At 66.1% G+C, this 24,034-nt stretch carries 24 protein-coding genes and 1 tRNA gene; 17 read left to right on the top strand and 8 right to left on the bottom strand.

Annotation, left to right across the window (positions count from 1 at the left end):
* Positions 1 to 90 precede the first annotated feature (90 nt).
* The 5 genes from E4J89_RS19860 to E4J89_RS00635 all read left to right on the top strand — a co-directional run bounded on the left by E4J89_RS19860 (position 91) and on the right by E4J89_RS00635 (position 3,935).
* Entirely contained in the window at positions 91 to 873 is a 783-nt protein-coding gene (locus E4J89_RS19860) for a phage holin family protein (protein ID WP_276606322.1), read from the top strand.
* 58 nt (positions 874 to 931) lie between these two features.
* Positions 932 to 1,591: a CDP-alcohol phosphatidyltransferase family protein gene (locus E4J89_RS00650; RefSeq protein WP_240691605.1), complete on the top strand. Its 660-nt coding sequence runs from the start codon at positions 932 to 934 to the stop codon at positions 1,589 to 1,591.
* Between the two features lie 42 nt (positions 1,592 to 1,633).
* Positions 1,634 to 2,548 (top strand): DMT family transporter, encoded by a 915-nt coding sequence (locus tag E4J89_RS00645; protein ID WP_136784171.1) that lies wholly within the window; start codon positions 1,634 to 1,636, stop codon positions 2,546 to 2,548.
* A gap of 52 nt (positions 2,549 to 2,600) precedes the next feature.
* Entirely contained in the window at positions 2,601 to 3,797 is a 1,197-nt protein-coding gene (locus tag E4J89_RS00640) for a glycosyltransferase (RefSeq protein ID WP_136784170.1), read from the top strand.
* 64 nt (positions 3,798 to 3,861) lie between these two features.
* A tRNA-Ile gene (locus E4J89_RS00635) sits at positions 3,862 to 3,935 on the top strand.
* A 220-nt stretch (positions 3,936 to 4,155) separates the two neighbouring features.
* Here the strand turns inward: E4J89_RS00635 and E4J89_RS00630 are convergent.
* Positions 4,156 to 4,464, bottom strand: coding sequence for a hypothetical protein (locus E4J89_RS00630; protein WP_136784169.1), 309 nt, complete (start codon positions 4,462 to 4,464; stop codon positions 4,156 to 4,158).
* A gap of 555 nt (positions 4,465 to 5,019) precedes the next feature.
* On the opposite strand from E4J89_RS00630, the gene E4J89_RS00625 reads away from it, so the two are divergent.
* On the top strand, positions 5,020 to 6,210 hold the full coding sequence (locus E4J89_RS00625; RefSeq protein WP_136784168.1) for an acyl-CoA dehydrogenase family protein: 1,191 nt from the start codon (positions 5,020 to 5,022) through the stop codon (positions 6,208 to 6,210).
* Here E4J89_RS00625 and E4J89_RS00620 read toward each other — a convergent pair.
* Positions 6,207 to 6,728 carry a M23 family metallopeptidase gene (locus E4J89_RS00620; RefSeq protein WP_169303877.1) on the bottom strand — a complete coding sequence of 174 codons (522 nt, stop codon included), beginning with the start codon at positions 6,726 to 6,728 and terminating at the stop codon, positions 6,207 to 6,209. The genes E4J89_RS00625 and E4J89_RS00620 overlap by 4 nt on opposite strands.
* 377 nt (positions 6,729 to 7,105) lie before the next feature.
* On the opposite strand from E4J89_RS00620, the gene rpsB reads away from it, so the two are divergent.
* The 6 genes from rpsB (at position 7,106) to E4J89_RS00590 (ending at position 12,081) form a co-directional block, all read left to right on the top strand.
* Positions 7,106 to 7,963: a 30S ribosomal protein S2 gene (gene rpsB, locus E4J89_RS00615; RefSeq protein ID WP_136784166.1), complete on the top strand. Its 858-nt coding sequence runs from the start codon at positions 7,106 to 7,108 to the stop codon at positions 7,961 to 7,963.
* A 116-nt stretch (positions 7,964 to 8,079) separates the two neighbouring features.
* Positions 8,080 to 8,919, top strand: a complete 840-nt coding sequence (tsf, locus tag E4J89_RS00610; RefSeq protein WP_136784165.1) for a translation elongation factor Ts — start codon at positions 8,080 to 8,082, stop codon at positions 8,917 to 8,919.
* A 157-nt stretch (positions 8,920 to 9,076) separates the two neighbouring features.
* Positions 9,077 to 9,817, top strand: coding sequence for a UMP kinase (pyrH, locus tag E4J89_RS00605; protein WP_136784164.1), 741 nt, complete (start codon positions 9,077 to 9,079; stop codon positions 9,815 to 9,817).
* Positions 9,818 to 9,910: 93 nt separating this feature from the next.
* On the top strand, positions 9,911 to 10,468 hold the full coding sequence (gene frr, locus E4J89_RS00600) for a ribosome recycling factor (RefSeq protein WP_136784163.1): 558 nt from the start codon (positions 9,911 to 9,913) through the stop codon (positions 10,466 to 10,468).
* Positions 10,468 to 11,394 (top strand): phosphatidate cytidylyltransferase, encoded by a 927-nt coding sequence (locus E4J89_RS00595; RefSeq protein WP_136784162.1) that lies wholly within the window; start codon positions 10,468 to 10,470, stop codon positions 11,392 to 11,394. Before frr ends, E4J89_RS00595 begins: the two co-directional genes overlap by 1 nt.
* Positions 11,395 to 11,490: 96 nt before the next feature.
* Positions 11,491 to 12,081: a DivIVA domain-containing protein gene (locus E4J89_RS00590; RefSeq protein WP_136784161.1), complete on the top strand. Its 591-nt coding sequence runs from the start codon at positions 11,491 to 11,493 to the stop codon at positions 12,079 to 12,081.
* A 25-nt stretch (positions 12,082 to 12,106) separates the two neighbouring features.
* Here E4J89_RS00590 and E4J89_RS00585 read toward each other — a convergent pair whose 3' ends face one another.
* From E4J89_RS00585 to E4J89_RS00570, 4 genes are read right to left on the bottom strand one after another with little or no spacing between them, the layout of a single operon-like run.
* Positions 12,107 to 13,621 (bottom strand): cation acetate symporter, encoded by a 1,515-nt coding sequence (locus E4J89_RS00585; RefSeq protein ID WP_136784160.1) that lies wholly within the window; start codon positions 13,619 to 13,621, stop codon positions 12,107 to 12,109.
* Positions 13,618 to 14,265, bottom strand: a complete 648-nt coding sequence (locus E4J89_RS19920; RefSeq protein WP_346763366.1) for a hypothetical protein — start codon at positions 14,263 to 14,265, stop codon at positions 13,618 to 13,620. The genes E4J89_RS00585 and E4J89_RS19920 overlap by 4 nt, the downstream gene beginning before the upstream one ends.
* Entirely contained in the window at positions 14,262 to 14,984 is a 723-nt protein-coding gene (locus E4J89_RS00575; RefSeq protein WP_136784159.1) for a LytTR family DNA-binding domain-containing protein, read from the bottom strand. The genes E4J89_RS19920 and E4J89_RS00575 overlap by 4 nt, the downstream gene beginning before the upstream one ends.
* 53 nt (positions 14,985 to 15,037) lie before the next feature.
* A complete protein-coding gene (locus E4J89_RS00570; RefSeq protein WP_136784158.1) occupies positions 15,038 to 16,252 on the bottom strand; it encodes a histidine kinase in 1,215 nt (404 codons plus the stop codon).
* Between the two features lie 178 nt (positions 16,253 to 16,430).
* Here E4J89_RS00570 and E4J89_RS00565 point away from each other — a divergent pair, with 178 nt between their 5' ends.
* Both E4J89_RS00565 and E4J89_RS00560 read left to right on the top strand, forming a co-directional pair.
* Positions 16,431 to 16,799, top strand: a complete 369-nt coding sequence (locus E4J89_RS00565) for a DUF485 domain-containing protein (RefSeq protein ID WP_136784157.1) — start codon at positions 16,431 to 16,433, stop codon at positions 16,797 to 16,799.
* Positions 16,796 to 18,421, top strand: coding sequence for a cation acetate symporter (locus E4J89_RS00560; protein ID WP_136784156.1), 1,626 nt, complete (start codon positions 16,796 to 16,798; stop codon positions 18,419 to 18,421). Before E4J89_RS00565 ends, E4J89_RS00560 begins: the two co-directional genes overlap by 4 nt.
* Positions 18,422 to 18,517: 96 nt before the next feature.
* On the opposite strand, the gene ald is transcribed toward E4J89_RS00560, so the two are convergent.
* Positions 18,518 to 19,603, bottom strand: a complete 1,086-nt coding sequence (gene ald / locus E4J89_RS00555) for an alanine dehydrogenase (RefSeq protein ID WP_136784155.1) — start codon at positions 19,601 to 19,603, stop codon at positions 18,518 to 18,520.
* Between the two features lie 112 nt (positions 19,604 to 19,715).
* The gene (locus E4J89_RS00550; RefSeq protein ID WP_136784154.1) at positions 19,716 to 20,192 is read right to left on the bottom strand and encodes an Lrp/AsnC family transcriptional regulator; all 477 of its coding nucleotides are present in this window, start codon (positions 20,190 to 20,192) and stop codon (positions 19,716 to 19,718) included.
* A 192-nt stretch (positions 20,193 to 20,384) separates the two neighbouring features.
* Between E4J89_RS00550 and pdhA the strand changes: the two genes are divergently transcribed.
* Genes pdhA through E4J89_RS00535 form a run of 3 tightly spaced genes read left to right on the top strand, consistent with a single transcriptional unit; the run spans position 20,385 to position 23,948 of the window.
* Positions 20,385 to 21,506, top strand: a complete 1,122-nt coding sequence (pdhA, locus tag E4J89_RS00545; protein ID WP_346763365.1) for a pyruvate dehydrogenase (acetyl-transferring) E1 component subunit alpha — start codon at positions 20,385 to 20,387, stop codon at positions 21,504 to 21,506.
* Positions 21,506 to 22,513: an alpha-ketoacid dehydrogenase subunit beta gene (locus E4J89_RS00540; protein WP_136784152.1), complete on the top strand. Its 1,008-nt coding sequence runs from the start codon at positions 21,506 to 21,508 to the stop codon at positions 22,511 to 22,513. Before pdhA ends, E4J89_RS00540 begins: the two co-directional genes overlap by 1 nt.
* 4 nt (positions 22,514 to 22,517) lie before the next feature.
* Entirely contained in the window at positions 22,518 to 23,948 is a 1,431-nt protein-coding gene (locus tag E4J89_RS00535; RefSeq protein WP_136784151.1) for a dihydrolipoamide acetyltransferase family protein, read from the top strand.
* The last annotated feature ends 86 nt before the right edge of the window (positions 23,949 to 24,034 follow it).

Below are 24,034 nucleotides of genomic sequence, written 5' to 3'. Positions count from 1 at the left end.
TCCCTACGACTGAGGAGCCGAGCTGGGGCAGAATGATAATTTGATGGTGTGGACACTCGCGCACTACCGACAATGATGGAGGCAGAGCCCATGACCGGTCCGGAAGGCCCCAGAAGCACCGCAACCGGTGCGAAGATGTCGACGGTGGAACTGGCACGGCTTGCAGGCCAACTGACACCCCGCCAGCTTCAGGACGAAGTCTCGCTCGCCCTGCTCGAGCTCAAAGGCAAGGGTGTCAAGGTCGGCGTTGCTGCCGGAATCGTGGTGGCGGCCGTGGTGTTCTTGGTGGCCATGGCCATCTCCATCTTGGTGGCGGCGATCATGGGGCTGGCCCTCGTGATGCCGGCCTGGCTGGCGGCACTGATTGTGGCGGCAGTCTTCCTGGTGTTGGGAAGCATTCTGGCTCTGATCGGATATGCGGCCGTGAAGCGGACCATGCCCCTCCTGCCGGCCGAAGCCATCCGTGGCGTCAGGTACGACGTCGGTGTGCTGCGTGAGGGAACCAGCTTCGATCCGGCGACTTTGGAGGAGAAGCCGGTGAAGGAAGCCCCGCCGGAGAAGCCGGAGCGGGAGGAGCCCAAGCCGCCGGCCCCGACGCTGGAGGAGCTGCGTGCCCGCACGTCCGAACGGCGCGACCACCTGGCGAGCATCAGGGACGATCTCGGCCGCCGGGTCGACCCCCGTCCCCGGGCGGAGCAGGCCAAGGCCCGCGCGAAGCATGCCGCAGATACAGCCACCGAACGTCTGGTGGCCGGCGCCGACTCAGTGGGCGAGGCTGCCCCGGAGTTGAAGGAGCGCTGGAAGCCGCTGGCCACGCTGGCGGTCTCGCTGACGGCGATGGGCGTCATGCTTCGGCGGCTGCTGCACAAGTAACTCATGACGTGCCGCACAACGGCGTCGGAGCCGGCTGTAGGTCAGCCGGCTGACGAGCATGGAACAACAGCTGAGGGGAGGGACAGCGTTGAGGATTATCGGTGCCGGAACGCGGCGCGATTTCGAATACCGTGAACTGCACACATTCTGGACCATCCCGAACCTCATTACGGTGCTGCGCTTTCTAGCCGTACCGCTGTTCGTCTGGCTCATCGCCAAGGAGTCATACGGTGCCGCCACCATCACGCTGGTGGTGCTGGGATCCACCGACTGGGTAGACGGCTACGTAGCGCGGCGCTTCAATCAGATGTCTTCCGTTGGCAAGTGGCTGGATCCGTTCGCCGACCGGCTGGCACTGATCATCGTGGCCATCACCTTCGTTGCTGCAGGTATTGCGCCCTGGTGGCTGCTGCTGTCGATCATCATCCCGGATGCCATCTTGCTGGTGTTCTCGTTGATCCTTTTCCATGGCAGTCCGGACCTTCCCGTCACGGATATCGGCAAGATTCGCACCGCTTTGCTGCTGGTGGGGACTCCGCTGCTGCTGCTCTACCGGGTTGAAGGCTTCGGCCACGACTGGCTCCTGACTTTCTCTTACATCATCCTGGCTGCGGGCTGCGTCGGGCATGTCCTCGCCTGGCTGGGATACATGCGGGCGGCCTGGCGAAAATACAAGGGCCAGCAAACAGTTGCCGAGGACGGGCCAAGCCGTGGTTGACCCGGCGTTGGGCCTTGACCGGGTCCCTGCCGATGGGACCCCATGGTCTGGTTAGCAATCCTCTGTGCCCTGCTGGGCGCTTTCTTCCTCGCGCTCGGTACGCAGCGCCAGGCCAGTGCTGTGCGAGCCAACACCGGCGGCCTGGCCATGAGCGTCTCCGGCTTGCTGCGGATGCTGCGCAATCCGCGCTGGGTTCTGGGCCTCGTGATGTTGGCCACCGGCATGGCCCTGAACGTCTTCGCGCTAGTCAGCGCGCCGTTGACCGTGGTGCAGCCAATCGGCGCCATTGCTTTGGTGATTACCACCATCATCAATTCCAAGGATCAGGGAATCCGGCTCAACCGGATCACCGTGGTGGCGATCTCCGCCTGCGTCGCCGGCAGTGCCGTGTTCGTACTGTTGGCCGTCAATGTCACCGGCGAAAGCCATCATGTCCGGCCGGATGAGGAACTCTCGGCGGTCCTCCTGCTCGCGGTGGTGATTGCCGTCTTCCTCTCGCTGGAGTTGATGTTCCGGCACCGGCTCAATGCCTTCGCGTACATCTTGGGCGCCGGCATGCTGTTCGGATTCGTGGCCGTACTGGTGCGGATCATCGGGCTGCGGTTGCTGGAGCCGGGCGGCGGTTTCATCGCCAATGTGCCCATCTACACCCTCATCGCAGTAGCAGCCGCCGGCGGCCTCGGATCCTGGTTTGTGCAGAGCGCCTACGCCAGCGGACCGCCCGATTTGGTGATCGCCGGGCTGACCGTCATTGATCCGCTGGTGGGCATTTCGATCGGTATTTTCATCCTCGGGGAACTGAGACCCGACGTCGAACCGGTCTTCGCGATCGGCATGGTGGGAGCGGGATTGGTTGCTATTGTTGGGGTCATCGCCCTCTCACGGCATCATCCCGACGTCCTGCAGAAACAAGAAGAAGCCCGACGACGGGCCCAAGCCTCGGGCAAGAAGCCGTAGCTTCCGTGCCGATGAAGATAACTGCCACAACAACCAAGGAGTCCTGCCGCAGGTGAGCGACGACATCGGACCTAAACCCCTGAAGATCCTGATTGCTGCCGATACCTATCCGCCGGACGTCAACGGAGCGGCGGTCTTTGGCTTCCGTCTGGCCACAGCGATGACCAAGCGTGGGCACAGCGTAGACATCATCGCCGGGCGCAGCGAGAAGGGCCCGACCTTCTTGGAGCAGCGTCCCGAGGCGCAAGTGCACCGGCTGCGCTCGCACTCGGTGCCGACGCATGAGACGTGGCGCATCTGCCTGCCGTGGGAGATCAAGCGCGATATCAAGCGGGTCTTCGATGAAGTACAGCCGGATGTGGTGCATATCCAGTGCCATTACATGATCGGACAGGCCACCATCGCCGAAGCGGTGCGACGCGGCATCCGCACCATTGCGACCAACCACTTCATGCCGGAGAACCTGGAGCCGTTCCTGCCCTTCCCGCAGTGGTTCCTCAACATCGTGGCCAAGAACTCCTGGCGCGACATGGGCAAGATCATGGGCAAGGCAGCCGTAGTGACCACGCCGACGCCGCTGGCTGCCAAGGCGATGCGTGACCATGCCTTCCTGCACAAGGTGCTGCCCCTGTCGAACGGCATCGACGCTGCCGCCTACGAGTTGGCGCCGGGGGAGAGCATCGACATGCCGGAGCACCCCACGGTGTTGTTCGCCGGTCGGCTCGCGGTGGAGAAAAACGTGGATACGCTGATCGAGGCGCTGGCCATGACAGACCCCGCGCTGAACGTCCACCTCGAAATCGTCGGCGACGGCGATGAGCGGAAGAACCTCGAAGGCCGGGTTGCCGCTATGGGCCTGGGCCGCCGGGTTTCCTTCCTCGGCCACGTCGACGACGACGAGTTGCGCCGGGCGTACCTGCGCGCCACTGTTTTTTGCCAGCCGGGAACCGCGGAGCTGCAGTCCCTGGTGTCGCTGGAGGCCATGTCCGCCAGCAAGCCCGTGGTGCTGGCCAATGCGATGGCCCTGCCGCATCTCGTGGAAGACGGCGTCAACGGGTATTTGTTTGCTCCCCGCGACCCTGCCGATCTGGCGGCCAAGCTCAATGCCGTCCTCGGGCAGAGCCCGGAACGGATTGCGGCGATGGGGGAGGCAAGCCATGCGAAAGCGGTGCGGCACGGCATCGACGAGACCATGGACACCTTCGAGCAGCTCTACCGCGGCGGTTCTGCCGACGACTACCTCAACTGATTCGTTGTGCCGCGCCGTGCCGGTTTCAACATCGTGGTCGGCATTCAGTAACATCGAAGGGCACGGGGCGATAGCTCAGTCGGTTAGAGCAAACGACTCATAATCGTTCGGTCGTGGGTTCAAGCCCCACTCGCCCTACTGTGTGCATACGGACCGGGTCCTGGAGCCAGAGCTCCTGGACCCGGTCCGTTGTTGCAGGGGAGAAATGCGCAGGTGACGGAGGCCTCGGGGGTCCCGGACGCCAGCGTGATCGTTCACAGAAATGTGCGGAGCAACGGGTGGCTGTGCCCGCTGTTCCGCACATTGTGGGCCGGAGCCTCACCCCGGCTGGATGGTGCGTGTGTCAGTAACGATCGTGCTACCGGTGATCGCAGTCCCTGTACCACCCGCGTTCCCAGTGATCGTGATGACGGTACCAGCCATAGTTCCATTCGCACCGGTCGTTATGCCGACGCTCGTGGTGCCGGCGGTGCTCTCGGTGGTCGCGGCCGTCGCCGTGGTGATTGCCGTCGTGACGATTGCCGTTATGGTCATGGCGGTAACTGTTGGCGGACACGCTTTGAACCGTGCTCGCCGACGCAGGAGCGGCGGTCATTGCCAGGCCCGTGAAGCCGAATGCGGCAACCAGCAGAGAAGACCCAACGACGCGCAGCTTTGTGGTGTTCATGATGATTCTCTTTTCCAGTCTTGCTTCTACAGCGGCTGCATTTTGCGCTGTAGTTTCGGACAAGAAAAACGCTACTCGCCCTGTGACGGACGGCACCCGCCCGGGGAATTGTTACGTGGTGAACCGTCGCGACACGCCCATCAGGAAGCGCCCGGTTAAACGTGCAGTTGCAGCTGCGAAGGGCGTAAATAAGCCAAGCGGAATGCTTACCGAAGCGCCCTAAACTCGCGCAAATATTAACGTTCCATCAGGCAATTTGTGACGCGTGACCACCCCTCTGGGCCGCGTCGAGGTGCAGTGAAAATCGACTCGCGCGCGGCGGGCTGGTTGGTGCCGTCCGGGGGTGCTGACGCCCCTGCGCGAGGAGCCGTGCCGGGAAGTAGCACTGGGCCGCCGTCCGGATGTGTTCGCGAACTGCCACGGGCTCAGTCGGGACTCGGGAAAATCGTTGCCTGGGGACCGCTTCTGCGCTATGTTACTGCTCAGTAACTTCGCGGCGCCCCTCTTGCCATTTCGCCGGCGCCGGACCCTGCCTGATTGAAAAAGGAAGCCACTATGGGCCAGCGCGTCATTGATCCCAACAATCTCCCCTACGCCGACGGAGACTTCTACGCCTTCGAGTCGCTGCTCTCTGAAGCGGAACGCTCCCGGTTGCGCGACATCCGCGACTGGCTGGCCAAGGAAGTCCGCCCCATCGCCGTCGACTGTTGGAACCGGGCCGAATTCCCGATGGAAATCATTCCCAAGCTGGCGGAGCTGGACATGGTCAGCCCGGTCAGGCGGCAGGGGCACTCCAATTTGTTCGCCGGTCTCATGCACGCGGAATTTACCCGTGCGGATACATCCATTGCCACGTTCATGGGGGTCCATGACGGGCTGTTTACTGGATCAATTGAAGCGCTGGCCTCGAAAGAGCAGCAGGACGCGTGGCTGCCGGACATCTATGCCATGAAGAAGATTGGTGCCTTCGGGTTGACGGAGCCGCTGGGCGGTTCCGACGTCGCAGGCGGCACCCGAACCACCGCCCGGCGCGACGGCGGTAACTGGATCCTGAACGGTGCCAAGCGCTGGATCGGCAACGCGACGTTCTCCGATTGGGTGGTGATCTACGCCCGCGACGTGGCTGACAACCAGGTCAAGGGATTTCTGGTCGATACGTCCACGCCCGGCTACAGCGCCACAAAGATCGAGAACAAGATCAGCCTTCGGACGGTGCAGAACGCAGACATCACCCTGGAAAACGTGGTGGTCTCCGACGACTTCCATCTCAAGGGAGCCAACAGCTTCCGGGATACCAACAAGGTTCTGAAGGTAACCCGGCTCGGAGTAGCTTGGCAGGCCGTCGGGCAGCAACTGGCTGCCTTCGATGTGGCGCGGCGCTACGCGGTGGAGCGGTATCAGTTCGGTAAGCCGTTGGCGTCATTCCAGTTGGTGCAGGACCAGTTGGTCCAGATCCTCGGCAACGCCGTGGCATCGATGGGCATGATGGTCCGGTTGGCGCAGATGGAAGATGCCGGCCAGGCCAAGGACGAACATTCCGCGCTGGCCAAGGCGTTCACCGCCGCGCGGATGCGGGAGAGCGTGGCTCTGGGCCGCAGCATCCTGGGCGGGAACGGCATCGTCGCCGACTACGAGATGGCCAAGATCTTTGCCGACGCCGAAGCCATCTACTCCTACGAAGGAACCCACGAAATCAATTCCTTGGTCACCGGCCGGGCCATCACCGGCGTGGCAGCATTCGTCTAGCCGTCCGGCACCGCCAGCAACACCGACGGCCGCAGATCCATGACGAACTGCAAGGGGTTGATGTAGGTCTCGCCGCGGCGCACTCCCCAGTGCAGGCAGGCGGTCGGGCAATGCCCGCCCTCGGCGACGGTTCCGACCGAGTCGCCTGCGGAGACCGTGTCCCCTGCCTGTAGGTCGGACGCCACCGCCAGCAGGCTGCTGCGCAGTCCGTCGCCGTGGTTGATCGTGATCACTCGGCGGTCCACCACCCAACCGGAGAAGCTGATCCGGCCGTCGGCGGGGGAGAGGACTGCGGTTCCTGCCGGGACGGCCAAGTCGACCCCGCGATGGCCGCTCAACCACGGTTCGGGCGGCGGATCAAAGCCACGCAGTACAGCGGGCGCCGGCGATGCAGGCCAGCTCCACGGCGCATCGGCCGGGTCGGCGGCCACGGAGGTGGCCGGGGCGGCGGGGCCTGCGGCCAGTAGCAGCATGACCGAAGCTGCGGCAGCTGCGCAGCGAGTGGCGGGTGGCTTCATGGCACCCATCGTCACTGCAGACGAGGGCCAAGGAAGCGGCGTGCACCCACCGTGTGCAAAAACCCATGGCGTGGACGCCTGTGGAGGGCTGGAAGGCGCGGGATTGGGCCGCCTCCTGTAGTACACTGGGCGAAGCAGTTTTCCGTCCATGACGCATGTCCGGACTGAGGCTGACTACGCGTGTCTGAAATCCATCGTCGCAAATTCGCTGCGCTGGAGTGTGCCCAGGCGGTCCGGAAACCCGGTCCGGGCACATGCACCGCCGTCCAGGCGGGGCCGACAGACACCAGGAGCTTCGCCCGCCGGGCGAGAAGCTAATAACCGTCTATGAGGCAGCAGCCCAGGCCCAGCCGGATGCTGCCGGAAGGAGTGACGACATGCCAGTCGTTACCATGCGCCAGCTGCTCGACAGCGGCGTGCACTTCGGTCACCAGACCCGCCGTTGGAACCCGAAGATGAAGCGCTTCATCTTCACCGAGCGCAACGGCATCTACATCATCGACCTGCAGCAGTCGCTGTCCTACATCGACCGCGCCTACGAGTTCGTCAAGGCCACCGTTGCCCACGGCGGCACCGTGCTGTTCGTCGGCACCAAGAAGCAGGCTCAGGAAGCCATCGCCGAGCAGGCCACCCGCGTTGGCCAGCCGTACGTCAACCAGCGTTGGCTCGGTGGCATGATGACCAACTTCCAGACCGTCTCCAAGCGCATCTCGCGCCTGAAGGAACTCGAAGAGATCAACTTCGACGACGTTGCTTCCTCCGGCCGCACCAAGAAGGAACTGCTCCTGCTGCAGCGCGAGAAGAACAAGCTCGAAACCACGCTGGGCGGCATCCGCAACCTCACCAAGACCCCTTCGGTCATCTGGGTTGTCGACACCAAGAAGGAACACCTGGCCGTCGACGAGGCCCAGAAGCTCGGCATCCCCGTTGTGGCCATCCTGGACACCAACTGCGATCCGGACGAAGTTGACTTCCCGATCCCGGGCAACGACGACGCCATCCGCTCCGTGAACCTGCTGACCCGCGTGGTCGCCGACGCCGTTGCCGAGGGCCTCATCGCTCGGAACAACCGCGCCGCAGGCAACACCGAAGCTCCGGCCGAGCCGATGGCCGAGTGGGAGCGCGAACTGCTCGAGGGCTCGGCAGAAGCACCGGCCGCCGACGCTTCCGCCGCCGAAGCACCGGCTGCTGAAGCCCCGGCTGCCGACGCACCCGCAGCGGACACCGAGAAGTAAATCCGACTCAACCGGCGGCGCCTTGTGCGCCGCCGGACTTCCGCTGGCGGCCGGCCGGTATCGGTCCGGCGCCAGCGGTACCGCACACTACGTATTACGGGAGGACTGGAGTCCAAATGGCGAACTACACCGCTGCTGATATCAAGGCCCTGCGCGAGCGCACCGGCGCCGGCATGATGGATGTCAAGAAGGCCCTGGACGAGGCCAATGGAGATGCCGAGAAGGCCATTGAGCTGATCCGCATCAAGGGCCTGAAGGGCGCCACCAGGCGCGAGGGCCGTTCCACCGCCGAGGGCCTGGTTGCTGCCAAGGTCATCGACGGAACCGTTGGCGTCATGATCGAGGTCAACTGCGAGACCGACTTCGTCGCCAAGTCCGCCAAGTTCATTGAACTCGCTGACAAGGTTCTGGCCGTGGCCGTTGAATCGGGTGCCGCTGACCTTGAGGCGCTGCTGGCCGCAAGCGCCGGCGACAAGCCGCTGGCCGACTACGTCGTCGAAGAGGGCGCTGTGCTGGGCGAGAAGGTCGTCGTCCGTCGCGTAGCCCGCGTCGAAGGCAAGACTGTCGATGCTTACCTGCACAAGACCTCCAAGGACCTGCCCGCGCAGGTCGGCGTCCTGTTCGCCGTCGACGGCGAAGGTGACGCAGCCTTCGAGGCCGCCCACGATGTCGCAGTGCACAGCGCTGCCTTCGCGCCGACCTACCTGACCCGCGAAGAGGTCCCGGCCGAGACGGTGGAGAACGAGCGCCGCATCGCCGACGAGACCGCACGCGCCGAGGGCAAGCCCGAAGCCGCGCTCGCCAAGATCGTCGAAGGCCGCCTGAACGGTTTCTTCAAGGAAATCGTGCTGCTGGACCAGCCCTTTGCCAAGGACCCGAAGAAGTCCGTCGGCAAGGTGCTGGAAGAGGCCGGCGTCAACGCCACCGCCATTGCCCGCTTCCGCGTCGGGGCGTAACCTCGGTCCAACCGCCTAGGCGAACTGGCTGATTCAATGACAAGGGGGTGGTCACCAACCGGTGACCGCCCCTTTTTCATGTCCGGATCAGCAACCCGCCGTCACCGCTGAGCCTTCACGTAATCTTTTCCCAGAACCACGCACGCCGGGAGGCACCATGGAACCCCAGAACACCCAGACCACCACCGATACTGTCAAGCGCCGCCGTGTGCTGCTGAAGCTGTCCGGCGAAGTCTTCGGCGGAGGCAAGCTCGGCGTCGACCCGGACACCGTCCGCGGCATCGCGAAGCAAATCGCCGCCACCGTGGGCCAAGTGGAAGTGGCGATCGTCGTAGGCGGCGGCAACTTCTTCCGCGGTGCCGAACTCTCGACGTCGGGCATGGACCGGTCCCGAGCCGACTACATGGGCATGCTCGGCACCGTGATGAACTGCCTGGCGCTGCAGGACTTCCTCGAGCAGGCCGGTGTGGACACCCGGGTGCAGAGTGCGATCACCATGGGCCAAGTGGCCGAAGCCTACATTCCGCGGCGGGCCATCCGGCACATGGAAAAAGGCCGCGTAGTGATTTTCGGAGCCGGCGCCGGCCTGCCCTACTTCTCCACGGATACCGTGGCCGCCCAGCGCGCCCTCGAGGTGCACGCCGACGTGGTCCTGATGGCCAAGAACGGCGTGGACGGCGTTTACACCGCGGATCCCAAGAAGGACCCGGCCGCCGAAAAGCTCGACACCTTGACCTACGACGAAGCCATGCGCCGGAACATCCGGGTGATGGACCAGACTGCCTTCAGCCTGTGCCGCGACAATAAGCTCTCCATGGTGGTCTTCGGCATGGAGGGCGAAGGCAACGTGACGCGCGCAATTCTGGGCGAGCAGATCGGCACCTACGTCACTGCCTGACGTCGCCGGCCCGGCCGCCGGATAGCCTAGGATGGAAAGCAGAGTCAGGACCGCGGACACCGCGGAGCGAACGAAGGACGTGAAGGAGAGACCGTGATAGACGAGACGCTGCGCGAAGCTGCCGAGAAGATGGACAAAGCAGTGGAGGTGGCCAAGGAAGATTTCGCCACCATTCGCACCGGCCGCGCCAATCCGGCCCTGTTTTCCAAGGTCACGGTGGACTACTACGGAACGCCGACCCCGCTGCAGCAGTTGGCATCGTTCCAGAACCCCGAGCCGCGCACGCTGCTGATCACCCCGTATGACAAGGCGGCGCTGAACGACATTGAGAAGGCCCTGCGCGATTCCGATGTCGGCGCGAACCCGGCCAACGACGGCGTGGTCATCCGCGTGGTCCTGCCGGAACTGACCCAGGAACGCCGCAAGGAATACGTCAAGGTAGTCCGGGGCAAGGCCGAAGACGCCAAGGTCTCCATCCGCAACATCCGCCGCAAGGCGATGGACACCATCGGCAAGCTGGTCAAGGACGGCGACGTCGGCGAAGACGAAGGCAACCGGGCCGAAAAGGACCTGGACGCCAAGACCAAGTCGCACACGGACAACGTGGACGAACTCCTCAAGCGCAAGGAAGCCGAGCTGCTCGAGGTCTGATGAGTACGGACCAGCCTCAACCCGTGGCTGGCGGTTCGCCGACTCCGGCGGCTGGTCCGGGATCGCAGCCGGGCGGGTCCAGCCGGCGTGCACTGCGGGCCGCCGCCAAGCCTTCCCGCGCCGGACGCAATCTGCCGGCCGCCATCGCCGTCGGCATCATCCTGATGGCGGTGGTCTTGGTAGGGCTTTTCCTGCTGCCGGACGCCTTTGTGATGGTTGTGGCGGGGTTCTCCGCCGTCGGCGCGTGGGAGGTTTCCCGAGCCCTGACGGTGAAGAACATCAAGGTGCCGCTGCCGCCGCTGTTCGCGGGAGCGCTGGCCATGCCGATGGCGGCATATTACGGCGGGCCGGAAGGGTTGGCCTTCGCCCTGGTGGCGACCTGCGTTGCCCTGATGGTGTGGAAATGCCTGGACAGTACCGAGGGCGCGGTCCGCAGTGTGCTCAGCGGAACCTTCATCCTGTGCTGGGTGCCGTTCTTCATCAGCTTCGCGCTGCTGTTGCTGCTGGAGGAATCGGGTGCGCTGAAGGTTGCCACCATGCTGTTGTTGGTGGTCTCCAACGACACCTTCGGCTACATCGTGGGCGTTCTGTTCGGCAAACATCCGATGGCGCCCAAGATCAGCCCCAAAAAGTCATGGGAAGGGTTTGCCGGTTCGGTCAGCGGTGCCGTTCTCGTCGGGATCCTGTGCTCGGTCCTCCTGCTGGACCTGCAGTGGTGGTTCGGGCTGGTGCTGGCGGTCGCCACCGTCGCCGCCTCCACCGTGGGCGACCTGGCCGAATCGATGGTCAAGCGGGAACTGGGCATCAAGGACATGAGCAACATCCTGCCGGGCCACGGCGGCGTCATGGACCGGTTGGATTCCATCGTTTTTGCCGCTCCGGTTGCCTACCTGCTGGCATCGCTGCTCGCCCCGGGAGCAGTGTAGGCGCAGGCCTTGCCCGGGATTCAGCACTCTTCCGGCATAGACTGGGCAGCGAACACAAGCGGAACGTTTTGAAGGAACAGGAACTCACAGGACACCATGGCGCGACGAACCATTGAAGCCGGCAAGGGCAGTGCCCCGTTCGACCATGTGGACCGGCGGGACTTCGGCTACAACGCCCGTCAGGTGGACGACTTCCTCGGGCAGGCCCGGGAGTACTACAACAGCCCCGAGCCCGACGACGTGCCCATCACCAGCCGCGATGTGCGGGCCAAGACGTTTGATCCGGCCAAGGGCGGTTACGACCCGCGCGCCGTGGACGCCGCGCTCGACCGGCTGGAGGACGTCTTCGCCCAGCGGGAACGCGACGCACTGATCAGCCGCGAGGGCGAGCAGGCCTGGCTGACGCAGATTGGCCGCGTCTCAGCGATGCTGCGTGCCCGGCTGCACCGTGCACCCGGAGAACGCTTCCGCCGCCCCACAAAGCGGAATGCGGTCAGCTACGACATCGAGGATGTGGACGCCCTCTGCGTGGAACTGCTGGGCTATTTTGAGCACGACCAGCCGATGAGCGTGGACGTGGTCCGTCGGGCCGTGTTCCGCGAAGCCAAGGGCAAAGACGGCTACGAGGAAAACCAGGTGGATGCCTTCCTGGACCGCGTGGTCGAGCTCATGGCCTCAATCGACTAACCAGCCGGGACGGCCACTGACCCGGTCATTCCGCCGGGCGGTCCCTGCGTGGCCGGCCGACCGGAGCCCGGTCTTCTGCCCGTTCAGGGGTGTGCAGCCGCGCCATCACGCGGGCAACCGTCGCCGGCCTGCGTGAAGCGGTGGCCAGCGAGACGGCCACCGTGACCAGGAAAGCCGTCGGAACGGTCCAGGCTGCCGGCTGTCCAAGCGGCTCGGCCCACGCGCCCAAGTCCGGCCCGGCTACTGTCGCCGCCAGCAGCGAACCGCCACAGAGCACGGCTCCGGACACCATGCCCGCAATGGCCCCGGCATCGGTCAGTCCGCGCCACCAGATGCCCAGCAGCAGCAGCGGACAGATGGTTGACGCGGTGAAGGCAAACACCGTGCCCACGCTGCCGGCCAAGGCCAGCGACTCGGTTCCCATGGCAATGCCCAGCGGCACGATGGCGGACAGCACCGCGGCCAGCCGGAAACCCTTGACGCTGCCGCGGAACAGGTCCTGGCTCACCACACCGGCCAGCGACACCACCAGCCCGGAGGTAGTGGAAAGGAACGCGGCGAAGGCGCCGGCCACCACGCAGGCGCTCAAGAGGTCGCCGGCCACCCCGTCCACGATCCGCCCCGGCAGCAGCAGCACGGTGGCGTCGGACTGGCTGCCGCCCGCAAGCCGCGGCGTGTGCAGACGGCCGAGCACACCGTAGATGGTGGGGAAGAGGTAGAACAACGCCAGCAGGCCCAGGACCAGCTGCGTGGTGCGGCGGGCAGCAGCGCCGTCGGGATTGGTATAAAAGCGAACCAGCACATGGGGCAGGCCCAGGGTGCCGAAGAGCAAAGCAACGATCAGAGAGATATTCCGGTAGAGGGATGCATCACCGGAGACATCCAGCGCCGGGTCGAAGGCCGCGCCGCCGCCGGTGGGCGATTGGCCCGAACCGGTGAGGACAAGCAGGATGAAGACCACCGGGACGGCCAACGCGGTGAGTTTGAGCCAGTACTGGAAGGCCTGCACGAAGGTGATGGAGCGCATCCCGCCGGTCACCACGGAGAGCACCACCACGACGACGACGATGACGGCGCCGGCCCAGCCCGGCAGGCCGGTGGCGATGCGCATGGTCAGGGCGGCCCCGTGGAGCTGCGGCACAATGTAGAGCCAACCGACCGCAACCACCAAGAGACTGGTCACGCGCCGCGCCGCGGTGGAATCGAGCCGGGCGGCGGCGAAGTCCGGGATGGTGTACGCGCCGGAGCGGCGAAGCGGTGCGGACACGAACAGCAGCAGCATCAGGTAGCCGGCGGTGTAGCCGACCGGGAACCAGAGCGCATCGATTCCCGAGATCAGGATCAGTCCGGCCACGCCCAGGAAGCTGGCCGCGGAGATGTATTCGCCGCCGATGGCCGAGGCGTTCCACCACGGCTTGACCGTCCGCGAGGCGACGTAAAAATCACCGGTGGTCCGGGAAATCCGCAGTCCATAGATGCCGATCAGCACGGTGGCGGCGCACACCGCTGCCACAGCTGCCAGACCGACGGCCGTGTTCACTGTTTGGTCCCCGGCTCGGTCCAGTCGGCCGTCAATTCGCGGAATTTGCGCTCATTCCGGGCAGCTGCCTTGTTGTAGAGCGCGGCGCAGGCCAGGATAACCGGGTAGATCCCGATGCCCAGCAGCAGCCAAGGGAGCGGGATGGTGGCAATGGTCAGGGTGGCGGTGACGGGCACCAGCGCGATCAGCACTGCCACGCCCAGCAGGATGAGGCCAAACCCCGCCGCCACGACGACGGCTAGGCGCAGTTGGGAACGGACCAAGGACCGGACGAAGAGCTCGCCGATCTCGGACTGCTCGGCCAGCTCATGCGAAAAGGTGTAGCCGCCCGGCGGCTGGGGCGCGGCCGAACGGGGCGCCACTACCCGGACCCGCTGTCGGAAGGTGCCGGACGCCAGCCCGGCATCGCCGTCGGGCAGCGGGGCGTCGCGGTCGGGGAAGGGCTCGCCGCCGTCGGGCAGCGGGGCGTCGCGGTCGGGGAAGGGCTCGCCGCCGTCGGGCAGCGGGGCGCCTCCGTCGGGCAACAGTGCATCGCCGTCGGGCAGCGGGGCGCCTCCGTCGGGCAGCGGGGCGCCTCCGTCGGGCAGCGGGGCGCCTCCGTCGGGCAGCAGCTCATCGCCGTCGCCGTGTGGGCCACCGCTCATCCTCGGGGCCTGACCCGGGTGGCTTCCAGCTTGTCCCGGACGGCGGGCAGGTGCCGCCGGCTGACCGGCAGTTCGGCGCCGCCGACCAGGATGCTGGCCCGGCCCGCGCTGATCCGCATCTGCTGGATCTGGTCCATGGCCACCAGGTAGGAACGATGGATCCGGATATAGCCGGCGTCGGCCCACTGGCGTTCCAAGTCATTCAACGGCACCCGGATCAGGTAGCTCGCCTCGGCGGTGTGCAGCCGGGCGTAGTCGCCCTGCGCCTGCACATACTTGATTTCGTCGCGCCGGATCATCTTGGTGATGCCGCCCTGGTCCACCGTGATGACTTCCGGCTTGGCCGCACTGCCGTCTTCCATCAGTTCACAGATCCGGCGCACCGATTCCGCCAGCCGGTCGGCGCGGACCGGCTTGAGCAGATAGTCCACGGCAGCCAGTTCGAAGGCCTGCAGCGCCTTGTCCTCGTCGGCCGTCACGAACACGACGGCGGGCGGGCGGCTGAAGCGGGAAATGACCTTGGCGATGTCCAGCCCGGTCAAGGCCGGCATATGGATGTCCAGGAAGAGCGCATCGACGTCGTGGCGCTCCAAGGCACGGAGTGCTTCCGCCCCGCTGGTGGCTTTGTGGATTTCCCCGATCCGGGAATCCTGCCCCAGCAAGTACGCCAAGGCCTCGACGGCGGGAGCTTCGTCATCGGCGACAACCACATTGACCATGGGCCACAGTCTATTCGCCCGCAGCGGCCGGCGCGGCTCAGCCCCGGCCGGCCTCATTCCACGAGGTTGCCGGGCTGGAACTTCGGCACACGCAGGGTGACCAGCGTACCGGCGCCGGGAGCGGTGTCGATGACCAGGCCGTGTTCTTCGCCGTAGACCTGCCGCAGCCTCACATCCACATTCCGCAGGCCCACGTGGTCGCCTTCGGCGTGGCCGGCCAGCACGGCGCGCAGCCGCTCCGGGTCCATGCCCACGCCGTCGTCCTCGATGGTCACCTCGGCATATGCTCCCGCGTCCTGCGCGGTGATGGTGATCCGGCCCGGGCCTTCCTTGGCTTCGAGCCCGTGCCGCACGGCGTTCTCCACCAATGGCTGCAGGGACAGGAACGGGATGACGGTGCTGAGGACTTCCGGACCGATCTGCAGGCTGACCGTGAGCCGGTCGCCGAACCTGGCTCGTTCCAGCAAAAGGTAGCGGTCAATCGACTTCAGCTCTTCGGCCAGCGTGGTGAAATCGCCGTGCCGGCGGAAGGAGTAGCGGGTGAAATCGGCGAACTCGATCACCAGGTCACGTGCCCGGGCAGGATCGGTAAGGATGTAGGACGCGATGGCGTTCAGCGCGTTGTAGATGAAGTGCGGGCTGATCTGCGCCCGGAGTGCCCTCACTTCGGCTTCCATCAGCAGTGTCCTTGATGTGTCCAGCTCGGCCAGCTCGATCTGGGTGGCCACCCAGGCCGCGACTTCCGTGGTGGCCCGCACCAGGGAAGCCGCCACGTGTCCGGTATATGCCCCGACGGTTCCCACTACGCGCTCCTGGACCCGGATCGGGGCGAAGACCGCTTCGGGCAGCGCGTGCCGGGCACCGGTACCCGGCGGGACGCGTCCGTCCGGCAGCAGCTGGTTGCCTCGGAAGACCTGGGTCCGGCCGGACTTCATCGTCTTGGCGGCGAGGCGCAGGGCCGACTCCGGAGGCTGGCCGGTTCCGTCCCAGCCCAGCACATCATCCGGGCCGGTCAAGACCAGAACATCGGAGCCCAACAAGCCGCGCAGATGCTTGCTGGCCTTGGCCGCGCCGGTCGGCGTCAGCCCGGAGCGCAGGTATTGCCCGGCGAGTCCGGCGGTGTGGAGCGTGGCATAGGTTGCACGATCGGCCTCGGAACCCAGGTCGCGGTAGGAACGGGTGAGCTTGAACCCCACCAGCGCGATCATCGCCACCGCCACCACGGCGACGGCGGCGATGATCGCGATGTCCACGGCCGGGCTGAGCATGCTGACCAGCCTAGCTGCCGGCCCGTTCTGCGGCGCGCAGCTCGGCGCAGATGAGCGCCATTCACCGCAACTGGTGAACCGTTCAGCGATGCGCCCCGCACGGTTGCTGGCCTCCGGAACCGCGAGCTAGCAGAGTGAGCGCAGTCACACCCTGCGTGTGCCCGATGAGGAGGAAAAGATGGGTAACGACCCCAACCCGGACGCCGGCACCGCCGCTGCCGTGGACTTCCAGGCGGTCCAGAGCAGTCCTGAGTTCACCGAACTCCGCAAGCGCCACCGTTCGTTTGTGTTCCCCATGGCAGTGGCGTTCCTGCTGTGGTATTTCGCCTATGTGCTGTTGGCCGACTACGCGCACGACTTCATGTCCACGAAGCTGTGGGGCAACATCAACGTCGGCTTGGTACTGGGCCTGCTGCAGTTCGTGAGCACGTTTGCCATTACCACCTGGTACGTCCGCTACGCGAACAAGAAGCTGGACCCGATCGCCACTGACATCCGCCACAGCCTCGAAGACGAGGGCGTCGGCCTACCGGAGGAGACCAAATGAGCCACGCCGTGAACATTCCGCTGGCCGTCACGGCGGATGACATCAAGGATTCCACCTGGATCAACATCCTGATCTTCGCGCTGTTCGTCGGCGTCACGCTGGTGGTGGTGCTGCGCGCCAGCCGGAACAACAAGACCGCGGCCGATTACTACGCCGCGGGCCGGTCCTTCAGCGGCGGGCAGAACGGGACGGCCATTGCCGGCGACTACCTTTCGGCGGCGTCGTTCCTGGGCATTTGCGGTGCGATCGCCATCAATGGTTACGACGGCTTCCTGTACTCGATCGGCTTCCTGGTGGCGTGGCTGGTGGCCCTGCTGCTGGTGGCGGAACTGCTGCGCAACACCGGCAAGTTCACCATGGCCGACGTGCTCTCCTTCCGGCTGCGGCAGCGCCCGGTGCGGATTGCCGCCGCGATCACCACGCTGGCGGTGTGCTTCTTCTACCTGCTGGCGCAGATGGCCGGAGCCGGCGCGCTGGTATCGCTGCTGATCGGCATCGACTCCAGGCTGGGGCAGTCCGTGGTGATCACCGTGGTGGGCGCCCTGATGATTCTCTACGTCCTGGTGGGCGGCATGAAGGGCACCACCTGGGTGCAGATCATCAAGGCCGTCCTGCTGATTGCCGGTGCGTTCATCATGACCGTTTGGGTGCTGGCGCTGCACGGCTTCAACCTGTCCGAACTGCTGGGCAGCGCCGTGGAAACCGCCGGCAATCCCAATCTGCTCAACCCTGGCCTGCAGTACGGTGTCTCGGAGGCATCCAAGCTGGACTTCATCTCGCTGGCGCTGGCCCTGGTGCTGGGCACCGCGGCCCTGCCGCACGTGCTGATGCGCTTCTACACCGTGCCCACCGCCCGGGAAGCCCGCCGGTCCGTGGTGTGGGCCATCTGGCTGATCGGCGCGTTCTACCTGTTCACCCTGGTGCTGGGCTACGGCGCGGCTGCGCTGATCGGTCCCGAAGCCATCAAGACCGCCCCCGGCGGCGTCAACTCCGCCGCACCGCTGCTGGCCTTCGCGCTGGGCGGTCCGGTACTGCTGGGCCTGATCTCGGCAGTCGCCTTCGCCACCATCCTGGCGGTGGTGGCCGGCCTGACCATTACGGCAGCTGCCTCCTTCGCACACGACATCTACGCAAACGTGGTGCGCAAGGGCCAGGTCGACTCGGCAGGCGAGGTCAAGGTGGCCCGCCGCACCGTGGTGGTCATCGGCGTCGTCTCCATCCTCGGCGGCATCGGTGCCCAGGGCCAGAACGTGGCCTTCCTGGTGGCGCTGGCGTTCGCGGTGGCCGCCTCGGCCAACCTGCCTACCATCGTCTACTCCCTGTTCTGGAAGCGTTTCACCACCCAGGGCGCGGTGTGGAGCATGTACGGCGGCCTGACCGCGGCCATCGTGCTGATCGCGTTCTCGCCGGTGGTCTCCGGAAAGGAGACGTCGATGATCCCAGGCGCGGACTTCGCCATCTTCGGCCTGAACAACCCGGGCATCATCTCCATCCCGCTGGCGTTCTTCCTCGGCTGGCTGGGAACCGTGCTGGACAAGAACCGCGAGGATGCGTCCAAGCAGGCGGAAATGGAGGTCCGTTCGCTCACCGGCGTCGGTGCCGAAAAGGCGGTGGACCACTAAAACAACGACGGCGGTGCGCACCAGCCTGGGTGTCCCCACCTGCAGCCACGCGGGCCCGGCCGAGGACGGCCGGGCCCGCGTGGCTTTGCCCCGGGATCAGCGGGAGTGCGCCAGCCGCACCGGTTCGGAAACGATCTTGCCGTCCCGGGTGCTGAGTCCCGGCAGCAGTTCCGGACGCCGCGTGGCGGCGGCATCGAAGCCTTCGTCCGCAATCAGTTTGGCGTAGGGGAGCGTGGCGTTGGTCAAGGCATAGGTGGAAGTGCGCGGCACGGCGCCGGGCATGTTGGCCACGCAGTAGAAGACCGCGTCATGGACTTTGAACGTAGGATCGGCGTGGGTGGTCGGCCGGGAGTCTTCGAAGCAGCCGCCCTGGTCAATCGAGACGTCCACCAGCACGGCCCCGGGCCGCATCTGGCTGACCATCTCGTTGGTCACCAGTTTTGGCGCCTTGGCGCCGGGAATCAGCACCGCTCCGATGACCAGGTCCGCGGCCAGGACGGCTTCCCGCAGCTCCAACGCGTTGCTGGCCAGCGTCACCACCCGGCCCTGGTACAGGTCGTCGAGCTGCTGCAGCCGGCGGACGTTGGTGTCCAGCACGGTGACGTTGGCCCGCATGCCCACCGCCATGGACACCGCATTGGCTCCCGCCACCCCGGCACCGATCACCACGACGTCGGCATGCTGCGTGCCGGGGACGCCGCCCATCAGGACGCCGCGGCCGCCCAGCGGCTGCATCAGCGAATACGCCCCCACCTGGGCGGCCAGCCGGCCGGCGACCTCGGACATCGGGGCCAGCAACGGCAGTGACCGGTCCGGCAGCTGGACGGTTTCATACGCTATCGACGTGGTGCCGCGGGAGCACAGCTCCTCGGTGAGTGCGGCATCCGCAGCAAGATGCAGATAGGTGAACAGGGTCAGGTCGCTGCGGAGCCGGTGGTATTCCTCCGCCACGGGCTCCTTCACCTTCAGCACCAGCTCGGCTTCCTCCCAGAGGGCGTCGGCCGAATCGATGATGCTGGCGCCGGCCGAGGCATAGTCCTCGTCGGAAATGGAGGAGCCCCGGCCTGCCCCTGCCTCCACCAGCACCTGATGGCCGGCGCTGCTCAGCTCGTTGACCCCGGGCGGCGTGATGGCCACCCGAAATTCATTGTTCTTGACCTCGCGTGGCACTCCAATGCGCATGGACGCCGTCCCTTCTGTTCGGGCCGCCGGCCGGTGCGATGGGGACCCAGGGACGCCGCCGGCGGTACAGGGCTTGCTCGATGGACCGAGCTTACCGCCAGCCTCGCCGACGTTAGCCGGCGGGCCGGGCTCCGCGGGCCAGCAGCGGCTCGATCCGGAAGGGGATCAGTTCGTGCATGGCCAGCGAGGTGTCGGTCCGCTCGACGCCGTCGATGGCCAGGATGGTGCCGTTGATCCGGAACAGGTCCTCGGCGCCCTCCGAGACCACTCGGGCCAGGATGTCCGCCTGCCCGGTCACGCCGAAGGCCTCGAGGACTTCCGGAATGCGGGCCAATTCGTCGGTGATCTGCTGCAGCTTCGGCTGGTGTACGTGGATGTGGATGAAGGCCGCCAGCGGGTAGCCCAGTGCGGCCGGGTTGATCCGCCGGTCGAAGGAAAGGAAGACCTGCTCCTGCTCCAGCCGGGACATGCGGGCCTGCACCGTGTTGCGGGCGAGGCCGAGCTTCTGCGCCAGGGCCACCACGGTCCGCCGGGGATCCTGCGCCAGGGCACCGAGCAGCCGCAGGTCGGTGCCGTCCAGATTCCGCATAATGCGCAGGCTAGCACGGCCATGCCCCGGCGGACAGGGCAGAATGCTCAATTCTGGCGTTGATCATTGCGCTACTTGCCGGACGTGAGTAGTGTCACAAACACCCGCGGGCAACGGTGCCGGTGGGTCTGTCCGGCGCCGGAGATCCACAAGATCACTCCCGGCCCAGAAGACGCAAAGGGAGTGTCGCAAGTGTCCTTACCAGGCACGGACCCGACCGGTCCGCTCAATGATGAAAGCTATATCCAGCTGCTCGCGCCGGACGGAACACGGATCACCAGCGCGGAGTTCGACCCCTGGCTGGAAGATATCGACGGCGACCGGCTCGCCGGTCTGTACGAGGACATGGTGGTGGTCCGCCGGCTGGACCAGGAAGCCACCGCCCTGCAACGGCAGGGAGAGCTGGCCTTGTGGCCGCCGCTGCTGGGACAGGAAGCGGCCCAGATCGGTTCCGGGCGGGCCTTGCGCAAGGACGACTTCGTCTTTTCCAGCTACCGGGAGAACGGCGTGGCCTACTGCCGCGGTGTCGACCTGACGGACATGATCCGGGTGTGGCGCGGCAACAGGCCTTCCGGCTGGGACCCGTATGAGATCAACATGGCCACCCCGCAGGTGATCATCGGGGCGCAGACCCTGCATGCCACCGGTTATGCCATGGCCGCCAAATTCGACGGCGACGACGCCGTGGCGGTCGCCTACTTCGGCGACGGCGCCACCAGCCAGGGCGATGTGAACGAGGCCATGGTCTTCGCGGCGAGCTTCCAGGCCCCGGTCCTCTTCTTCTGCCAGAACAACCAGTGGGCGATCTCCGAGCCGGTCGGCCTGCAGGCCCAGGGCAAACTCTCCGACCGCGCGCCGGGATTCGGCATTCCAAGTTACCGGGTGGACGGCAATGACGTGCTGGCCTGCCTGGCCGTGACCCGCAAGGCCCTCGACCATGCCCGCATCGGCGGCGGGCCCTCCTTCATCGAAGCGGTCACCTACCGGATGGGACCGCATACGACGGCGGACGATCCCACCCGCTACCGCGACGCCAACGAACTGGAGGACTGGAAGCGCCGCGATCCGATCGACCGGCTGGCGGCCCTGCTAAGCGCCGAAGGGCTGCTCGACGAAGCCCTGCGGCAGCGGGTCCAGCAGGCCGCGGACGACGCCGCCGCCGAAATGCGCGCCGGCTGCATCAACATGGCCGAACCGGGCGACCTCGAGCTCTTCGAGAATGTCTACACCGCCCCGCACCCGGTGCTGGCCCGCCAGCGCCAGCACTACGAGCGCTATCTTGATTCATTCGAAGCTGCGGAATGGGGCCACTGATGACCACCATGACGTTCGGACGGGCCATCAATACCGGGTTGCGCAAGGCCATGGAGAACGACCCCAGGGTGGTGATCATCGGCGAGGATATCGGTGCCCTGGGCGGGGTCTTCCGTATAACGGACGAATTGCAGAAGGACTTCGGGGCGCACCGGGTGATCGATGCTCCACTGGCCGAATCAGCCATCCTGGGCACCGCCGTCGGGATGGCCTACCGCGGCTACCGGCCGGTCTGCGAAATCCAGTTCGACGGGTTCATTTATCCCGCGTTCGACCAGATCGTCAGTCAAGTGGCCAAACTGCACTACCGCACGCGCGGCCGGGTCAGGATGCCGCTGACCATCAGGGTGCCCTTCGGCGGCGGAATCGGTGCGGCCGAGCACCACTCGGAATCTCCGGAAGCGTATTTCACCCACACCTCGGGACTGCGTGTGGTGGCGGTATCGAATCCCCAGGATGCCTGCACCGTGATCCAGCAGGCCATCGCCAGCGACGATCCGGTGCTCTACTTCGAGCCGAAGCGGCGTTACCACACCAAGGGCGACGTGGACGAGAACGCGCTGGAGGACGCGCTGCCGATGGACCGCGCGCGGGTGGAAGTGCCGGGGACCGACGTGACGCTGGTGACCTACGGTGCGTTGGTGCAGACCGCCCGCGAGGCGGCGCGGGCAGCCGAAGACGACGGCGTGTCGGTGGAAGTCATAGACCTGCGCTCGCTGTCGCCGCTGGACTATTCCACCGTCGAGGCGTCCGTGCGGAAGACCGGCCGCCTGGTGGTGACGCACGAGGCGGCCCGGACCGGGGGACTCGGCGCGGAGATCGCGGCCAGCCTGACCGAGCGCTGTTTCTACTACCTGGAGCACGCCCCGGTGCGGATTACCGGGATGGACATCCCGTACCCGCCGGCCAAGATGGAGCGGCACCACCTGCCGGACCTGGACCGCATCCTTGACGGGGTGGACCGGGTGCTCGGCCGACCCAACTCATTGACCGGACTGGAGGACTGAACCCGTGGGGATCAAGGTATTCAAACTCCCGGATCTGGGCGAAGGGCTCACTGAGTCGGAGATCGTCAGCTGGCATGTGGCCGAAGGCGACGCGGTGCAGCTGAACCAGATCCTGGGCGAAGTCGAAACGGCCAAGGCTGTGGTGGAGCTGCCCTCGCCGTTCACCGGTGTGGTGCGCACCCTGCATGAAGGTCCCGGGACCACAGTCAGCGTGGGCGAACCGATCGTTTCCATTGAAGTGGAAGACCAGGGTCAGCCGGACGACGGCGGGAATGCGTCCGGGGAGCAGATGCAGCAGCGGCAGCCGAACTTGGTGGGCTACGGTGCCGCCGCCGAGCGGAACGGCCGGCCGGCCCGGCGCCCGCGACGCGTAGGCGGGGCAGCAGGAGCGACCTCCGGGCCGGTTGCCCAGATGGCAGCAACGAACGTTGCGGCCTTGCCGGTTGCCCAGGGTGCGGAGCCCGGACCGGCCGCCGCGGTCACTGATCACGGACCCGCTGGCTCGGTCGGGGAGCCCGCGCCGGCCGCACCGGCTGCGGAGCGGCCGCGCTCCACCCCGCCGGTCCGGAAGCTGGCCAAGGATCTCGGCGTCGACCTGGCGCAGGTCAGGGGAACCGGGGAGCGGGGGCTGATTACCCGCGGGGATGTGCAGGATTTCCACGACGCCGGTGCGGCTGCCCCGTCCGGGTCCACGGCGCCTGCGCCTGCCGGCGGCTGGCTGGCCGGCGCGGCCGGACCGGAGACCCGCATTCCGATCAAGGGGGTGCGCAAGCTGACCGCCGAGGCCATGGTGGCCAGTGCGTTCACCGCACCCCATGCGTCGTCGTTCCTGACCGTCGATGCCACGGCCAGCATGGAGCTGATCCAGCGGCTCAAGGCGCACAAGGCGTTCGCCGGGCTGAAGCTCACGCCGCTGACCATCACGGCCAAGGCATTGTGCCTGGCGTTGGGACGCCATCCCGAGTTGAACGCCCTCTGGGACCAAAATGCCGGTGAGATCGTGCAGCAGAACTACGTGAACCTGGGCATAGCGGCTGCCACCCCGCGTGGACTGACAGTGCCGAACATCAAGGACGCACACCGGATGGATCTGCGCGGGCTGGCCGAGGCCTTGGGGGAGTTGGCCGCAACCGCCAGGGCCGGCAAGACCGCTCCATCCGAGCTGCGCGGCGGGACCATCTCCATCACCAACATCGGCGTCTTTGGCATCGATGCCGGCACGCCCATCCTCAACCCGGGGGAGTCGGCCATTCTTGCCGTCGGGGCGGTGCGCCGGCAACCGTGGGAGTACCGCGGCGACGTGGCGCTGCGGGACGTGGTGACGCTGAGCCTGTCCTTCGACCACCGTGTGGTGGACGGCGAGCAGGCAGGGCGTTTCCTGGCCGACATCGGCAGCATCCTCTCGGATCCGGGGATGGCGCTGACCATGGTGTGACGTGACCCGGGGCCGAGGCATGAGCCCTGGTTCAAGCCGTCAGCAGCCGAGAGCCCGTGCAGCAGAACGCTGCACGGGCTCTCGGA

Source organism: Arthrobacter sp. CAU 1506 (assembly GCF_005047635.1).
Taxonomy (GTDB): Bacteria; Actinomycetota; Actinomycetes; order Actinomycetales; family Micrococcaceae; genus Crystallibacter.
Note: the sequence above shows the minus strand (reverse complement) of the source record. Positions and strands in the feature narration are given on the sequence as shown.

Coding starts and splice junctions, on each gene's coding strand:
- E4J89_RS00625 (WP_136784168.1), top strand. CDS start 5,020: ATGGGCCAGCGCGTCATTGATCCCAACAATCTCCCCTACGCCGACGGA.
- E4J89_RS00645 (WP_136784171.1), top strand. CDS start 1,634: ATGGTCTGGTTAGCAATCCTCTGTGCCCTGCTGGGCGCTTTCTTCCTC.
- E4J89_RS00540 (WP_136784152.1), top strand. CDS start 21,506: ATGACCACCATGACGTTCGGACGGGCCATCAATACCGGGTTGCGCAAG.
- rpsB (WP_136784166.1), top strand. CDS start 7,106: ATGCCAGTCGTTACCATGCGCCAGCTGCTCGACAGCGGCGTGCACTTC.
- E4J89_RS19860 (WP_276606322.1), top strand. CDS start 91: ATGACCGGTCCGGAAGGCCCCAGAAGCACCGCAACCGGTGCGAAGATG.
- ald (WP_136784155.1), bottom strand. CDS start 19,603: ATGCGCATTGGAGTGCCACGCGAGGTCAAGAACAATGAATTTCGGGTG.
- E4J89_RS00630 (WP_136784169.1), bottom strand. CDS start 4,464: ATGAACACCACAAAGCTGCGCGTCGTTGGGTCTTCTCTGCTGGTTGCC.
- E4J89_RS00570 (WP_136784158.1), bottom strand. CDS start 16,252: ATGCTCAGCCCGGCCGTGGACATCGCGATCATCGCCGCCGTCGCCGTG.
- pyrH (WP_136784164.1), top strand. CDS start 9,077: ATGGAACCCCAGAACACCCAGACCACCACCGATACTGTCAAGCGCCGC.
- E4J89_RS00575 (WP_136784159.1), bottom strand. CDS start 14,984: ATGGTCAATGTGGTTGTCGCCGATGACGAAGCTCCCGCCGTCGAGGCC.
- E4J89_RS00650 (WP_240691605.1), top strand. CDS start 932: ATGGAACAACAGCTGAGGGGAGGGACAGCGTTGAGGATTATCGGTGCC.
- E4J89_RS00620 (WP_169303877.1), bottom strand. CDS start 6,728: ATGAAGCCACCCGCCACTCGCTGCGCAGCTGCCGCAGCTTCGGTCATG.
- E4J89_RS00565 (WP_136784157.1), top strand. CDS start 16,431: ATGGGTAACGACCCCAACCCGGACGCCGGCACCGCCGCTGCCGTGGAC.
- E4J89_RS00550 (WP_136784154.1), bottom strand. CDS start 20,192: ATGCGGAATCTGGACGGCACCGACCTGCGGCTGCTCGGTGCCCTGGCG.
- E4J89_RS00595 (WP_136784162.1), top strand. CDS start 10,468: ATGAGTACGGACCAGCCTCAACCCGTGGCTGGCGGTTCGCCGACTCCG.
- E4J89_RS00560 (WP_136784156.1), top strand. CDS start 16,796: ATGAGCCACGCCGTGAACATTCCGCTGGCCGTCACGGCGGATGACATC.
- tsf (WP_136784165.1), top strand. CDS start 8,080: ATGGCGAACTACACCGCTGCTGATATCAAGGCCCTGCGCGAGCGCACC.
- E4J89_RS00590 (WP_136784161.1), top strand. CDS start 11,491: ATGGCGCGACGAACCATTGAAGCCGGCAAGGGCAGTGCCCCGTTCGAC.
- E4J89_RS19920 (WP_346763366.1), bottom strand. CDS start 14,265: ATGAGCGGTGGCCCACACGGCGACGGCGATGAGCTGCTGCCCGACGGA.